This is a genomic window from Anianabacter salinae, from assembly GCF_019061145.1.
GTDB classification, from domain to species: Bacteria; Pseudomonadota; Alphaproteobacteria; order Rhodobacterales; family Rhodobacteraceae; genus Anianibacter; species Anianibacter salinarum.
The window spans coordinates 267543-279961 of record NZ_JAHQZS010000004.1; the positions used below are offsets into that span (position 1 = coordinate 267543).

General features: G+C 65.0%; 15 protein-coding genes. 4 read left to right on the forward strand and 11 right to left on the reverse strand.

The genetic code is table 11. From position 1 onward, the window contains the following. Window positions 1–10: 10 nt before the first annotated feature. A complete protein-coding gene (gene rsmD / locus KTJ87_RS12905) occupies window positions 11–568 on the reverse strand; it encodes a 16S rRNA (guanine(966)-N(2))-methyltransferase RsmD (protein ID WP_267139533.1) in 558 nt (185 codons plus the stop codon). Then, entirely contained in the window at window positions 568–1776 is a 1209-nt protein-coding gene (locus KTJ87_RS12910) for an NAD(P)/FAD-dependent oxidoreductase (RefSeq protein WP_267139534.1), read from the reverse strand. Before KTJ87_RS12910 ends, rsmD begins: the two co-directional genes overlap by 1 nt. 84 nt (window positions 1777–1860) lie before the next feature. On the opposite strand from KTJ87_RS12910, the gene KTJ87_RS12915 reads away from it, so the two are divergent. Beyond that, entirely contained in the window at window positions 1861–2352 is a 492-nt protein-coding gene (locus KTJ87_RS12915) for a peroxiredoxin (RefSeq protein ID WP_267139535.1), read from the forward strand. 136 nt (window positions 2353–2488) lie between these two features. On the opposite strand, the gene KTJ87_RS12920 is transcribed toward KTJ87_RS12915, so the two are convergent. The 4 genes from KTJ87_RS12920 to KTJ87_RS12935 form a co-directional block, all read right to left on the reverse strand. Then, window positions 2489–2785, reverse strand: coding sequence for a 4a-hydroxytetrahydrobiopterin dehydratase (locus tag KTJ87_RS12920; RefSeq protein ID WP_267139536.1), 297 nt, complete (start codon window positions 2783–2785; stop codon window positions 2489–2491). Next, window positions 2782–3966, reverse strand: coding sequence for a GNAT family N-acetyltransferase (locus KTJ87_RS12925; protein WP_267139537.1), 1185 nt, complete (start codon window positions 3964–3966; stop codon window positions 2782–2784). The genes KTJ87_RS12920 and KTJ87_RS12925 overlap by 4 nt, the downstream gene beginning before the upstream one ends. A gap of 63 nt (window positions 3967–4029) precedes the next feature. Then, window positions 4030–4800, reverse strand: coding sequence for a glycerophosphodiester phosphodiesterase family protein (locus KTJ87_RS12930; RefSeq protein WP_267139538.1), 771 nt, complete (start codon window positions 4798–4800; stop codon window positions 4030–4032). Next, complete coding sequence (locus tag KTJ87_RS12935; protein ID WP_267139539.1) at window positions 4797–5261, reverse strand: RidA family protein; 465 nt, start codon at window positions 5259–5261, stop codon at window positions 4797–4799. Before KTJ87_RS12935 ends, KTJ87_RS12930 begins: the two co-directional genes overlap by 4 nt. A gap of 212 nt (window positions 5262–5473) precedes the next feature. On the opposite strand from KTJ87_RS12935, the gene KTJ87_RS12940 reads away from it, so the two are divergent. The 3 genes from KTJ87_RS12940 to KTJ87_RS12950 all read left to right on the forward strand — a co-directional run bounded on the left by KTJ87_RS12940 (window position 5474) and on the right by KTJ87_RS12950 (window position 7913). Then, complete coding sequence (locus KTJ87_RS12940; RefSeq protein ID WP_267139540.1) at window positions 5474–6265, forward strand: MlaA family lipoprotein; 792 nt, start codon at window positions 5474–5476, stop codon at window positions 6263–6265. After that, window positions 6255–6857, forward strand: a complete 603-nt coding sequence (locus KTJ87_RS12945; protein ID WP_267139541.1) for an MlaC/ttg2D family ABC transporter substrate-binding protein — start codon at window positions 6255–6257, stop codon at window positions 6855–6857. Before KTJ87_RS12940 ends, KTJ87_RS12945 begins: the two co-directional genes overlap by 11 nt. A 150-nt stretch (window positions 6858–7007) precedes the next feature. Next, window positions 7008–7913, forward strand: coding sequence for a LysR family transcriptional regulator (locus tag KTJ87_RS12950; RefSeq protein ID WP_267139542.1), 906 nt, complete (start codon window positions 7008–7010; stop codon window positions 7911–7913). Window positions 7914–7964: 51 nt separating this feature from the next. On the opposite strand, the gene KTJ87_RS12955 is transcribed toward KTJ87_RS12950, so the two are convergent. The 5 genes from KTJ87_RS12955 to KTJ87_RS12975 all read right to left on the reverse strand — a co-directional run bounded on the left by KTJ87_RS12955 (window position 7965) and on the right by KTJ87_RS12975 (window position 12394). Next, window positions 7965–9341, reverse strand: coding sequence for a DUF4041 domain-containing protein (locus tag KTJ87_RS12955; RefSeq protein WP_267139543.1), 1377 nt, complete (start codon window positions 9339–9341; stop codon window positions 7965–7967). Window positions 9342–9413: 72 nt separating this feature from the next. After that, a complete protein-coding gene (locus KTJ87_RS12960; protein ID WP_267139544.1) occupies window positions 9414–10349 on the reverse strand; it encodes an OmpA family protein in 936 nt (311 codons plus the stop codon). Continuing rightward, the gene (locus tag KTJ87_RS12965; RefSeq protein ID WP_267139545.1) at window positions 10346–10921 is read right to left on the reverse strand and encodes a peroxidase-related enzyme; all 576 of its coding nucleotides are present in this window, start codon (window positions 10919–10921) and stop codon (window positions 10346–10348) included. Before KTJ87_RS12965 ends, KTJ87_RS12960 begins: the two co-directional genes overlap by 4 nt. 10 nt (window positions 10922–10931) lie before the next feature. Beyond that, window positions 10932–11621 carry a GNAT family N-acetyltransferase gene (locus KTJ87_RS12970; RefSeq protein WP_267139660.1) on the reverse strand — a complete coding sequence of 230 codons (690 nt, stop codon included), beginning with the start codon at window positions 11619–11621 and terminating at the stop codon, window positions 10932–10934. Between the two features lie 41 nt (window positions 11622–11662). Next, a complete protein-coding gene (locus tag KTJ87_RS12975) occupies window positions 11663–12394 on the reverse strand; it encodes a competence/damage-inducible protein A (RefSeq protein WP_267139546.1) in 732 nt (243 codons plus the stop codon). Between the last annotated feature and the right edge of the window lie 25 nt (window positions 12395–12419).

The window sequence follows — 12419 nt, forward strand, 5'->3', positions numbered from 1 at the left end:
CCCCCCGGCGTCACCCCCGGTGGCAGAGGATCGTGATGTGGGTGTCGCCGTAGCGGCGCGTGTCTTCCAGAGCAAAGCTTTCGGGTGCAGGCTGGGCGGTCGCTTCTTCCCAGACGATCAGGGCATGTGCGGCGAGCCAGCCGCCGTCCCTGGCAGCGGCGAGCGCGCGGGCACCAAGATCGGCGCCGTAGGGCGGATCGAGGAACACCAGATCGAAGGGGGGTGCCGAGACAGGGCCAAGGCGGGCGGCGTCGCGGCGGATCAGGCGCGTGCGGTCCTCTGCGCGCATCTTGCCGATGTTCTGCCGGATGATCGCGCCTGCTTTCACGCCGTCATCGACGAGGGTGACATGCGCCGCGCCGCGCGAGAGGGCCTCTAGACCCAGCGCGCCGGTGCCTGCGAACAGGTCAAGCACCCGGGCACCCGTCACCGGATCGTCGTAGTTCTGCAGAAGGTTGAACAGGCTTTCGCGCACGCGGTCGGTGGTGGGGCGCAGGTGCGCGCCCACGTCTCCCTTGCCGACCGAGGCGAGCGTCAGCCCGCGATGCGCGCCGCCGATGATCCGCATCAGGCCTTGAGCAGCGCCTTGAGATCGGTGGCGGGGTCGGCGACGGCGGCGGGATCGGCGGTCTTGCCGCCTTCGATCAGGCGCTTGCCAACCATGTAGGCGCGGGGGTCGTTCATCGCGTCGACGGCGATCAGGCGGTCGCCCGCATAGTACCAGTGGCTGACCGACCCCGTGTCGCCGGGGCGTGTCACGATGCGGTCATGGCCCGCGCCAAGGCCCGCGATCTGCAGCTTGACGTCGAACTGATCCGACCAAAACCACGGCTTCGGGGTATAGTCGGCGTTCGCGCCCAGCATGTTGGCGGCGACGACTTCGGCCTGGTCGATGGCGTTGCCGACGGATTCGAGGCGCATCTGCTTGCCTTGCCACGGGAACGACGCGCAATCGCCCGCCGCCCAGATCGCCGGATCGGACGTGCGGCCTTGAGCATCGGTGCGGATGCCGTTGTCGAGAGCGAGGCCCGCAGCCTCGGCCAGCCCGTCATTGGGCGCGATGCCGACGCCGACGATGACGAAATCCACGTCAATCTCGGTGCCGTCGGTGAGCACGGCTTTCGACACCCGGCCGTCGCCTGCAAGGTGGTCAAGCCCGGTGCCTTCGCGCAGGTCGACGCCGCGGGCGCTGTGCAGGTCGCGGAAATAGCCCGAGGTTTCAGGCGCCGCGACACGTTGCAAGATTCGGTCGGCGGCTTCGACCAGCGTGGTCTTGAGGCCCTTCTTGGCGGCGACGGCTGCCGCCTCCAGCCCGATGTAACCACCGCCGACGATCAGGACACGCGCGCCGTCGCGGAATTCATGCGCCATGCCATCCACGTCGGCGAGGGTGCGCACCACATGGACGCCGTCCAGATCGCCGCCGATGACAGCAGGCAGACGGCGCGGCACAGATCCGGTGCACAGTGCAAGCTGGTCATAGGCGATATGGTCGTCGCCAATGTTGATACGCTTGTGCGCGCGGTCGATGCCGGTGACATGGGCGCCGGTCCGCAGGTCGATGCGTTCGTCGGCATACCACTGCGCGGGCCGCAGGTAGAGCCGATCAAGCGGCATCTCGCCCAAGAGATAGGCCTTGGACAGGGGTGGACGCTGGTAGGGTGGCACGGGTTCCTCGCCGATCAGGGTGATCTCGCCCTCGAACTTCAGCGCGCGCAGTTTCGCGACCAGCGCCTGCCCGGCCTGCCCTGCTCCAACGACGACAATCTTGTCCATCCGCCTGTTCTCCCGTCTGGTGTCTGTCCGTCCACAGGCTATATCCCGTCGGGACGGAAGCGCAAATTGTTATGGGAGTTAACAATGTCGATCACAGTGGGGGCTACATTGCCCGAGGCGACGGTTCTGCAGTTGGGGGCCGGTGGCCGCCCCGAAGAGGTGCAAATCGCCGACAAGTTCAAGGATCGCAAGGTCGTCCTGTTCGGCCTGCCGGGCGCCTATACCGGCACCTGCACCAGCGCCCATGTTCCCAGCTTCATCGCCGCCATGGACGACCTGAAGGCCAAGGGCGTGGACGAGGTGATCTGCGTGTCGGTCAACGACCCCTTCGTGATGAACGCCTGGGCGGAATCAACCGGCGCGGCGGCGGCGGGGATCACCATGCTGGCCGACGCGGGCGCGGAGTTCACCAAAGCGCTGGGGCTGGCCTTTACCGCGCCGCCCGCCGGGTTCTACGACCGCTCGCAGCGCTATGCGCTGGCGGCCGAGGACGGCGTCGTCACGGTATTCCACCCCGAGGAAAGCCCGGGCACCTGCGATCACTCGGGCGGCGCGTCGATGGTGGCCGCGCTCTGAGATACAGGTCCGGGGCCGCCATGCTTCCCCGGACCCCTTTCCATCTTTGGTCCCGAAATACTCGGGAGAGCGCGAGAGGGAACCGTCTCGCACGCCGCGCAGCGGGCTCAATGCCCGCAAGCGGCGTTCCCCCTTCTCAGGACGCCAGCTTGTCCATCGCCTTGGCCAGTTTCACGTCCAGTTCGGTCAAACCGCCCGCGTCATGGGTGGTCAGCGTCACCTCGACGGTCTTGTAGACATTCGACCATTCAGGGTGGTGGTTCATCTTCTCGGCGTGGATCGCGGCGCGGGTCATCCAGCCGAAAGCCTCGACGAAGTTCCTGAAGGTGAAGGTCTTGGCGATGGCGGTGTCGTCCTTCGACAGCGTCCAGCCCGCCGGTTCCAGGTCGTCCAGTGCGCTGCGCAGGTGTTGCTGGTCAAGTTTCTCGGTCATGGGTCTTCGTCTCCTGTTTTGCGGAACGGGCCGTAGCTGGTCAGGACCTCGATTTCCTGGTCCACGGCCACGCGTTCCGCCTTGAGGTATTCCGCGACAGCGTCGCGGAAACCCTCGTCGGCTATCCAGTGCAGCGAATGACAGGCGGTCGGCAGGTAGCCGCGCGCCAGTTTGTGTTCGCCCTGCGCACCCGCTTCGACGGTCGCAAGGCCGTGTTCGATGGCGAAGTCGATGGCGCGGTAATAGCACAATTCGAAATGCAGGCAGTCGTGATGCTCGGTGCAGCCCCAGTAGCGGCCATAGAGCGTGCCCCGCCCGATCATGTTCAGCGCGCCCGCGACCCATTGCCCGTCCCGCTGGGCCAGCACCAGAAGGATGTCGCCCCGCAGGGTTTCCTGCGCCTCGTCGAAGAAGCGGCGGGTCAGGTAGGGCGTGCCCCATTTGCGCGCGCCAGTGTCCTGGTAAAAGCGCCAGAACGCATCCCAGTGCTCGGGCTGGATCGCATCGCTGGTAAAGGCGTGGATGGTGCCGCCGAAGTCGTTGGCGATGCGGCGTTCGCGGCGGATGGTCTTGCGCTTGCGGCTGGACAGATCGCCAAGGAAGGCGTCGAAATCGACGTAGTCCCGGTTCACCCAGTGGAACTGGTCGCTGACGCGGTGCAGCAGGCCCATCGCCGCGCCCGCCTGCGCCTCGTCTTGCGTGCAGAAGGTGACATGAAGCGAGGACAGGCGGTTCTCGGCGGCGATCTGCACCGCGCCCTGCACCAGCGCGGCCTGCCCCACCTCTTCCAGCCCGGGCCGCACGAGAAAGCGGCGCCCGGTCGCAGGGGTGAAGGGCACCGCCATCTGCAGCTTGGGGTAATAGCGCCCGCCCGCCCGCTCGTAGGCGTGGCCCCAGCTGTGGTCGAAGATGTATTCGCCCTGGCTGTGGGTCTTGGCATAGAGCGGCGCGACGGCGATCACCGTGCCGTCCAGCCGGGCCACCAGGTGGCGGGGCGACCAGCCGGTGCCGGTGCCAACAGAGCCAGAGCGTTCCAGCGCCGACAGGAAGCGGTGGGTGGTGAAGGGATCGTTCGGCGGGCCGCCGTCCGCGGCCTCGGGGCAGGCGCAGGCGTCCCACTCCTCGGGCGCAATGTCGGACAGCGATCCCAGAACGGTGATCTCGATGGCAGCGTCGCGCATGATGCTTTCAGGGCTGATTACGGTCGTAACGTGGCCCCCGCCGCCAGTCCGTCAAGGTGTCCCTCAAGGCGCGGGGATCGGGGCGGCGTAGCCTTCGAAGGTGACGTTGTCGGCAATGCGCCGCGCCTCGGCCTCGGCCTGCGCCGAGCGGATCGTCCAGCACAGCACCGCAGCGCCATCGGACTTGATCTGCGCGATGCGCGGGCGGTCCAGATCGCTGGCCTGATGGCTGATGAAACAGGCGCCCAAGTGCTCGAAATCGGGGATGCCGCGCAGCCGCTCGCAGGTCTTTGGCGGCAGCGTCGGCCACTCGGCGGGGTCGTAGCCGCAGGTCGTCAACCCGCGCGGCACATGGGGCGCAAGGCGCTTCATCGCCGCCATCGAATGCGGGTTGAACGACATCACGGCAAGTGGACCGGCGTAATCCGCAATGTCCTCGACCACCGCAGCCTCAAGCGCGCCCACATCCGGACCCAACGCACCGTCCTGATCCTTGACCTCGATCAGCACGGGCACGCGGCCCCCAACCTCGGCCAGGATATCGGTCAGGGTCGGCACGGATTCGGTGCCGCCCATCAGTGGGATCGCCTGCAACTCGGCCACGCTGCGCTGGCGCAGCGGGCCGGTTTCGATGGTCAGGCGGCCAAGGTCATAGTCGTGAAACACCACGGCGCGGCCATCGGCAGTCAGTTGCACGTCGATCTCGATGCCGTAGCCCTTCGCCACCGCAGCGCGGACCGCCGCGCGCGAATTCTCGGGGCGGCCCGCCGCCTTGTCGTGCAAGGCGCGGTGCGCAAGCGGCGCATGCAGGAATGCGGCGGGCAGCGCGGTCATGCGATCTCGAAAATGCCTTCGATCTCGACTGCGACACCCAGCGGCAGCGATCCAGCGCTGACGGCAGAGCGGGCATGGCGCCCGGCATCGCCCAGCGCTTCGACCAGGAAATCCGAGGCGCCGTTGACGACCTTGGGCTGGTCGGTGAAATCGGGCGTGGAGTTGACGAAGCCGGTCAGCTTGACCACCCGCTTGAGCCTGGACAGATCGCCGCCGCAGGCCGCCTTGGCCTGGGCCAGGAGCGCAATGGCGCAGGTGCGCGCGGCGGCGGCACCGGCCTCGACGTCCAGCTCCTGCCCCAGCTTGCCGGTGATCAGCCCGCTGTCATCGCGCGAGATCTGGCCCGAGACGTAGACGGTGCTGCCCACGATCACGAAAGGGACATAGTTGGCGGCGGGGGCTGGCGCGTCGGGAAGAGTGACGCCAAGCTCTGCCAGACGGGCCTCGATGGATGTGGACATGGGGGTATTCCTTGCGATCTTGCGGTTTGGCCGGACCCTAGCGGCTTCGGCTTGCGTTAGGAACAGCGAAACCGGAGCATTGCAGTGCCGATTCACCTGTCGCAAAAGGGGCACAGGCGCCGCAAGTTCCGCAAATTCGCTGCGGCTTCCCAATTTCGGCCTATTATGTAGCGATCAAAGACACAGCGTTTCGAGACACCGCAGCAGGTTCCATGACCACGATGCTTCGCCCCCTAGCCGTCGTTCTGATCGCCGCGATCGGCCTTTCGGCCTGTGCGCGCGGGCCGGGCGCGGGCATGTCGGACCCTTACGAGGCGCAGAACCGCGGCGTCTTTGAAGAGAACCTGCGGCTTGACCGCGCCATCGTCGGACCCGCGGCGCGCGGCTATGGCGGCAGCCTGCCCGATCCGGTCGAGCGCGGGATTTCCAATTTCGCCGCCAACGCCGCCCTGCCCAGCGACATCGTCAACGACCTGTTGCAGGCGAACCTCGACGATGCGGTGGTGAACGTGACGCGGCTCTTGTTCAACACGACCATCGGAATCGGCGGCATCTTTGATCCGATGGGCGCGACCGGGCTGGACGCGCGGCCCTCCGATTTCGGCGAGACGCTGCATGTCTGGGGCGCGGGCGAGGGCAATTACATCGTCCTGCCCATCCTTGGCCCATCGACCGAGCGCGACGCCGTCGGCATCTTCGTCGACGCCTTCACCAACCCGCTGTCCTATGTGCTGGGATCGCCGGAACGCTTCATTCCGGTGCCCGCCAACATCGGCTCTGCGCTGTCACAACGCAACGCGGCGGATGCCACGTTCGATGCGCTGATCCTCGATGCGGCGGACCCCTATGCACAGGCGCGTCTCCTGTATCTCGAAAGCCGCCGGTTCCAGCTTGGCGGTCAGGGACGGTCCAGCGATCCTTACGCGGATGGCGGCGGCTTTGACCCCTATGCCCCCGCTGCCGGGGGCGCACCCGACCCATACGAGGACCCCTATGCGCAATAGCCCCCTGACCCGCCGCCTGTTTCTTGCCACCTCTTCTGCCGCAGCCGTCATGGTGGCCAGACCCGCGCTCGCCATGTCCGAGGCCGAGGCCACGCAACTGGTGCAGCAGGCCATTGCCGAATTGCAGGCGATCATCGATTCCGGCCAGTCCGAAAGACAGATGCTGGGGCGCTTCAAGGCGTATTTCGAACGCTTCGCCGATGTCCCGGTGATCGCGCAGTTCGCGCTGGGGCGGGGCGTGAATGCGTCCGCCGCCGAACGCCGCGCCTTCGAGGATGCCTTTGCGGGCTACATCTCGCGCAAGTACGGGCGCCGGTTCCGTGAATTCATCGGGGCGCAGATCGACATCGCCGGCGCGGCGCAACTGCGCGAAAACCAGTACGAAGTGCGGTCCACCGTGCGGCTGCGCGGGCAGGCGCCGTTCGAGCTGGCGTTCCGCGTCTCCGACCAAAGCGGGCGGGGCCGGATGTTCGACCTTATCATCGAGGGCGTCAGCCTTCTGCGCGTCGAGGGGCAGGAAGTTCGCGACCTTCTGATCCGCTACGGCGACGATGTCGGCCGTGTGGCGCAGCATCTGAACCAGGCCGGGTAACGCAGGCCCCCGCCACACATCGTTTCCATGTTTCCCGCCGCCAAACGATCCTGAACTTACCGCTCTATTGTCCTGCCCCTTCCCAATTCCTGCCCCGATTGATCGCGATACCGGGTCAGTGAGGGGCCAAGGGACAGATCGGGTGAGAATATGGATCGTTTGACCGAAATGGAGGCCTTTGCGACGGTCGTCGACCAGGGCGGATTTACCGACGCGGCCAAGAAGATGGGCATTTCCAAATCCGCCGTCTCCAAGCACGTCTCGTCGCTCGAGGCCCGGCTGGGTGCGCGGCTTTTGAACCGCACGACGCGCCGGGTATCGCCGACCGAGATCGGGCTGGCCTACTACGACCGTGCGCGCCGCGTGCTGAATGACGCGGGCGAGGCCGACGCGCTGGTGACGTCGATGCAATCCGCGCCGTCGGGGCTGTTGCGGATTTCGGTCGCCACGGATTTCGGGGTAAACCACCTGTCGCCGATCCTTGGGGACTTCCTGGCCGAATTCCCCGAGATCACCGTGAACATGGTGCTGAACAACCGCTACGTCGAGTTGATCTCGGAAGGCTTCGACATGGCCGTGCGCATCGGCGAGCTGGAAGACAGCACCCTGCGCGCCCGCAAACTGACCGAGACGACCAAGCGCATGATCGCGTCGCCGGGGTATTTCCAGAAGTTCGGCCGCCCGCAGAAGATCGACGATCTGAACGAGCACAAGCTCTTGCACTATTCCGCGCAGTCGTCGGGCAACATGTGGAAGCTGACCGCGCCCTCGGGCGAAAAGCGCCAGGTGCGCACGGCGGGCTGGCTGTCGGTGAACGACGGGCAATCGCTGCTCAACGCCGCCATCTCGGGCCTCGGCATCGCGTATCTGCCCAGCTACCTTTACGCCGACGCGCTGACCGCCGGGATGGTGGAAGAGGCGATCCCCGAACTGCCGGTCGAGACGCAAGGCATCTACGCCGTCTACCCGCCGGGCCGTTTCACCCAACCCAAGGTCCGCGCCTTCATCGACTTCCTGGTGCACCGGTTCGCCGAGAAGGGGCCGGATGTGTGGTGAGGGGGAGCGGGCGGACTTACGACTTAATTCTCTCAAGACAATAGCAGCAAACTAGAGGCTTTCTGGCAAAGCTATCTCTGTCATTTTCGCCTCAAGTAGCTGGTTTCTTCGCGATAGAGTTTCATGCCATTCTTGCGCCTCGCGATCCTTAAAAAATTCAGCGGTCGATGCAAGGCGCTGGACTGCGCTTTCTACTTCTTCGAGGGTCACGCGAAAGAACTCCTTGCGCATGTTTGATGCATTAACACGTCGGTCCTCAAACTCCCGATGCAAGGCGCTTTCAAGCATGGGAGCCTCATCAGAATAAATCATTGCATGTGTATCAAATGTGAATGGGACACTTGCGTCACCGAGTTCCCGGACGCGATCATCAGGGTCTAGCCGCCTCGTCAAGCCAATCTTGACGACCTCATCGCCAAAACTGCCAACATTTGAGATAATGTAAACGTAACCTGATTTCGTCATCTCAGCCATAGATCTCGCGCGCTCAGCCTTTTCGTGAGCCTCAGCCAGTGCCCGTTCCAATTCAGCGATCTTTGCTTCGTCAACACCCGCTTCTTCGCGTGCCCGGTCTAGCATAGACTGGTACCTGTTTTCCTCTTGTTCGGCAGCAGCCGCATCAGCTTGGAGTTTCTTTTCTTCCCTGTCCAAGCGTGCACGCTCTGCGCGCTCATCTTTCTCGCGCTTTTGCTGCTCACGGTATTCGTGTGTCAGATGAAGTTCATCAAGCTTCAAGGCTACGTACTTATCATGGAGCGATAATTTCACTGAGTCATTTGCTGCATTGATTTGTTTCGCAGCATTCAGAATGCGTTTCTCCATCGCATTCACGTTGTTCCAACGGGCATTTGCGATCGCGGACTCACACTCATTGTTAAAGGCGCGGAGCGTCAAGCGAATCTGCCTATTCATCATTGCCGCTCCCTTCGACTTGCTCCCATCTAGCGTCCAATTTGTTGGGCAAATTGTCGCTGTCTTCGAAGATGCCATTACCTTCTGATCTGCACGAACCTTGTTGATCTCCGTCTTGAAAGCGTCTGTGTCACCAAAATCAAAGTGGGGCTCATAAATTCCGAGTTCCGCGAAGGCTATACTTTCATCGAAGAGTGCCACTTCATGCTTCAAGCGGTCATAAACAGCCTTCTTTTCCTTATATGAGCCGCGAAGCTCATCAATCTCCCTGCTAATCTGGGATGCGATTTTCTCCAAGCGGTCAATCTCAGCTTCGCGGGAAGTGATCCAGTCATACTTTTCGCTTAACGCCTTCATCTTTGCCTCAGCTTCTCTCAGCGTATTCTCTGAAGAAACTTCAAGGTCAGCCTGCGTCTTGCGTAGGGATCGCAACTTGCCGCGAGTAACAAGATAGAGGATCAAAAAAACTGGGGCTGACACAATCCATGCCAGCATACCGATAACGAAAGGGTCCATCTCAAACCACCTGTAGCTGCCGTTTCAACACTACGAGTGGCTTGCAAATTGATCAACTTTTGATTGCGCGCGCTACTCCCCCACCAGGATCGCCTCCACCCGCCGGTTGCGGGTCCGTCCAGCGGGGTCCTGGTTGCTGGCGACGGGGGCCAGGAACCCGACGCCCTCGGCGGACAGCTGTTCGGGCGGGACGTCGTAGTCCGTCACCAGCCGGTCGACGACCGACTGTGCCCGCGCGCGGCTGAGGGCGATGTTGCCGTCCAGCGCTCCGGTCGCGTCGGTGTGGCCGACAAGGACCACGCGGCGCTGCGGGGCGCCCTTGAGGAAGCGCGCGAGGTCTTCGAGCGTGGCGTAGCGGTTGCGCTCCAGCTCCGACGCGCCGGTGCGAAAGGTCAGGTCCTCCAGCGTGGCGTGGCCGTTGCGGCGCAGGCGGTCGATCAGCGGCAGGCCCAGCGCCGAGGCCAGCGCGGGCGGCGGCGCCTTGGTCGACGCGATCAGCCGCAGGTCCGCCGCATCGGGCGCAATGCGCGTCATCTGCACGAAGCCCGCGTTGGCAGAGCGGCTGACCAGCAGCATGATGTAGTCGTCCGCGCCCGCGCCGGTGTTCCGCGCGGCGAGATAGCGGAAATCGCCGAGATCGACGTGCATCTCGGGTTCCGGCAGGGTGTCGAGCGCATAGCGGAAGTCAAAGCCGCCGCAGCGGTCCGTCTCGCATTCGAACAGCACCTCGAAGCCCGCCGCGACGATCTGCGCGCGAAGGGGAGCGAGGATCTGCAGCGTCGTCAGGCCGTCGTTCTCGATCCGCCAGGCCTGCTGCGCCACCGCGCCCTCGGCGTCGAGCATCTGCACGCCGTCCTCGCCATAGGGAGACACGGCGACGGGGCGGCTGCCGAGCGGCGATTGCGCGTCGGCGGTGGGCACGGCGCGGGCGGGAAACTCCAGCGTGAGGGCAAGGGTGGGCGCGGCGGACAGGATCAGCGCCGTGGCTATGACGGCGGCCGGGATCATCTGTGCTGCGCGTGGTAGGCGTCGTTGGGCTGCATGTCGATCGCGGACGCGACGCGGTTGGTCATGTTGAAGAAGGCCGCGACGCTGGCGATGTCAAAGATATCGCGGTCGGTGAAGCCCTGATCGCGCAGCGCCTGCCGGTCGGGTTCCTCGATGGTGGCGCTGGCCTTCGTCAGCTTCACCGAAAAGTCGAGCATGGCGCGCTGGCGCGGCGTCAGGTCGGCGGTGCGGTAGTTCATCACCATCCGCTCGCCTAGCACCGGGTCGCCGGACAGGGCGCGCACGGCGGCCCCGTGGGTGACCTGGCAATACCAGCAGCGGTTTTCCGACGACACAGCCACCGCGATCATCTCGCGTTCCAGTTTGGTCAGCGCGGACTGGCCCAGCATCAGGTCGTTGTACATCGCGGTGAAGGCGTTGAGCTTGTCGATGTCGAAGGCGTAGGCCTTGAGCACATTCGGGACCATGCCCAGCTTGTCCTCGCAGACCTGGAAATACTTCGCGGTCGCCTCGGGCAGCGGATCGACCATCGGCAGATCAAGGGCGGTCACGCGGTCTTTGCGGTCGGTCACGGTGTCGGTCTCACTCTGGCAACTGGCGATAGTGATACTGTTCCACAGGGACCATTCCGAGGGAAGCATAGAGGGCATTCGCGCCTTCGTTGGCGCGGGTGACGGCAAGGCCAAGCCAGTCCGCGCCATTCGCCGCGGCCCAGTGGCAGGCCATCCGCAAGATGTTGCGCCCGACGCCCGCGCGGCGCAGCTCCGGCGTGACCTCGATGGCATGGATCAGCGCGCGGCCCCCATCGCGGGCGACAAAGGCGACGCCTGCCGGGCGGTCGCGTTCACGGGCAAGGATCGAGGTCTTGGGCGGGGCCACGCGGTCCATGACCGCGATGCGGTCGGGGCCGATGCCGCCCTCTGCCCACAGATCGCGCATGATCGCCAGCGGTGGCCATATCTGGAAGGCCGAGACACGGCGGATCGGCTCGGCGGCCATCTTGGCCACCGGCATCGCGTAGATCACCACGGGGTCGAGGATGACATAGCCGCGCGCGGCAAGTGCCGTGTCGAGGTCTTGCTCGGCAGGCGAGACCCGGAACAGCGGCGCCTGCCCCAGGGCGCGCATCGCGGTCTCTGCCGTGTTGATATCGGCGGCGGTCCACGGCGCCTCGGCGGTCGCCGCCGACACGCGCTTGCCGCCGCCCTGACCGTCGCGGATCGTCCACGGCCCGTCGCGCCATTGCCGCGCGGCGCACCAGGTGGCATCCATCGCGCCCAGCCAGCCGGCGGTCGGCAGGTCAACCGCGCCGGTCACGCGGCCTCACCGGGGAACAGGGCGGCCAAAGCCTCGCGCGCTTCCATGACGCGCACCTGATCGACGCCGCGGATCACGATGTTCGCACCGTAGCGGCCGTTCATGTTGAACGGGTAAGACCCAAAGGACAGGTCCGGGTTCGCCTCGGCCAAGGTGCGGAGCGGCCCCGCGATGTCGCCTTCGCCCCGTTCGATCCGAAGCGAGACCGAGGTCAGCGGCGTGCCGCCGGTCAGCGTGGGCAGCACGCTTTCAACCATCGCCTCGAACACGGCGGGCACGCCCGCCATGACATGCACGTTGCCGATGGAAAATCCCGGCGCGGCGCTGACCGGATTGTCGATCAGGGTGGCGCCGTCGGGAATGCGCGCCATCCGCAGGCGCGCCTCGTTCAACTCGGACCCGGTCTTGGCATAATGCGCCTCCAGCACCTCGCGGGCATCGGCGCGCACATCGATCGGCATGTCGAAGGCTTCGGCGATGCAGTCGGCGGTGATGTCATCGTGGGTCGGGCCGATCCCGCCCGAAGTGAAGACATGGTCATGGCGCGTGGACAGGCGTTTGACCGCCTGCACGATGGTCTTGCGCACGTCCCCGACAAACCGCACTTCGCGCAGGTCGATGCCCGCGTCGGTCAGGCGTTTCGCCAGGTGGTTCATGTTCGAATCGCGCGTCCGGCCAGAGAGGATCTCGTCGCCGATCACCAGCATCGCCGCAGTAGGGTTGGACATGGCCTTGCGCCTTCTTGAGTGTGGA

Excerpts from the sequence above, each read along its gene's own strand:
- rsmD (WP_267139533.1), bottom strand. The coding sequence starts at position 568 with ATGCGGATCATCGGCGGCGCGCATCGCGGGCTGACGCTCGCCTCGGTC.
- KTJ87_RS12910 (WP_267139534.1), bottom strand. The coding sequence starts at position 1,776 with ATGGACAAGATTGTCGTCGTTGGAGCAGGGCAGGCCGGGCAGGCGCTG.
- KTJ87_RS12915 (WP_267139535.1), top strand. The coding sequence starts at position 1,861 with ATGTCGATCACAGTGGGGGCTACATTGCCCGAGGCGACGGTTCTGCAG.
- KTJ87_RS12920 (WP_267139536.1), bottom strand. The coding sequence starts at position 2,785 with ATGACCGAGAAACTTGACCAGCAACACCTGCGCAGCGCACTGGACGAC.
- KTJ87_RS12925 (WP_267139537.1), bottom strand. The coding sequence starts at position 3,966 with ATGCGCGACGCTGCCATCGAGATCACCGTTCTGGGATCGCTGTCCGAC.
- KTJ87_RS12930 (WP_267139538.1), bottom strand. The coding sequence starts at position 4,800 with ATGACCGCGCTGCCCGCCGCATTCCTGCATGCGCCGCTTGCGCACCGC.
- KTJ87_RS12935 (WP_267139539.1), bottom strand. The coding sequence starts at position 5,261 with ATGTCCACATCCATCGAGGCCCGTCTGGCAGAGCTTGGCGTCACTCTT.
- KTJ87_RS12940 (WP_267139540.1), top strand. The coding sequence starts at position 5,474 with ATGACCACGATGCTTCGCCCCCTAGCCGTCGTTCTGATCGCCGCGATC.
- KTJ87_RS12945 (WP_267139541.1), top strand. The coding sequence starts at position 6,255 with ATGCGCAATAGCCCCCTGACCCGCCGCCTGTTTCTTGCCACCTCTTCT.
- KTJ87_RS12950 (WP_267139542.1), top strand. The coding sequence starts at position 7,008 with ATGGATCGTTTGACCGAAATGGAGGCCTTTGCGACGGTCGTCGACCAG.
- KTJ87_RS12955 (WP_267139543.1), bottom strand. The coding sequence starts at position 9,341 with ATGGACCCTTTCGTTATCGGTATGCTGGCATGGATTGTGTCAGCCCCA.
- KTJ87_RS12960 (WP_267139544.1), bottom strand. The coding sequence starts at position 10,349 with ATGATCCCGGCCGCCGTCATAGCCACGGCGCTGATCCTGTCCGCCGCG.
- KTJ87_RS12970 (WP_267139660.1), bottom strand. The coding sequence starts at position 11,621 with ATGGATGCCACCTGGTGCGCCGCGCGGCAATGGCGCGACGGGCCGTGG.
- KTJ87_RS12975 (WP_267139546.1), bottom strand. The coding sequence starts at position 12,394 with ATGTCCAACCCTACTGCGGCGATGCTGGTGATCGGCGACGAGATCCTC.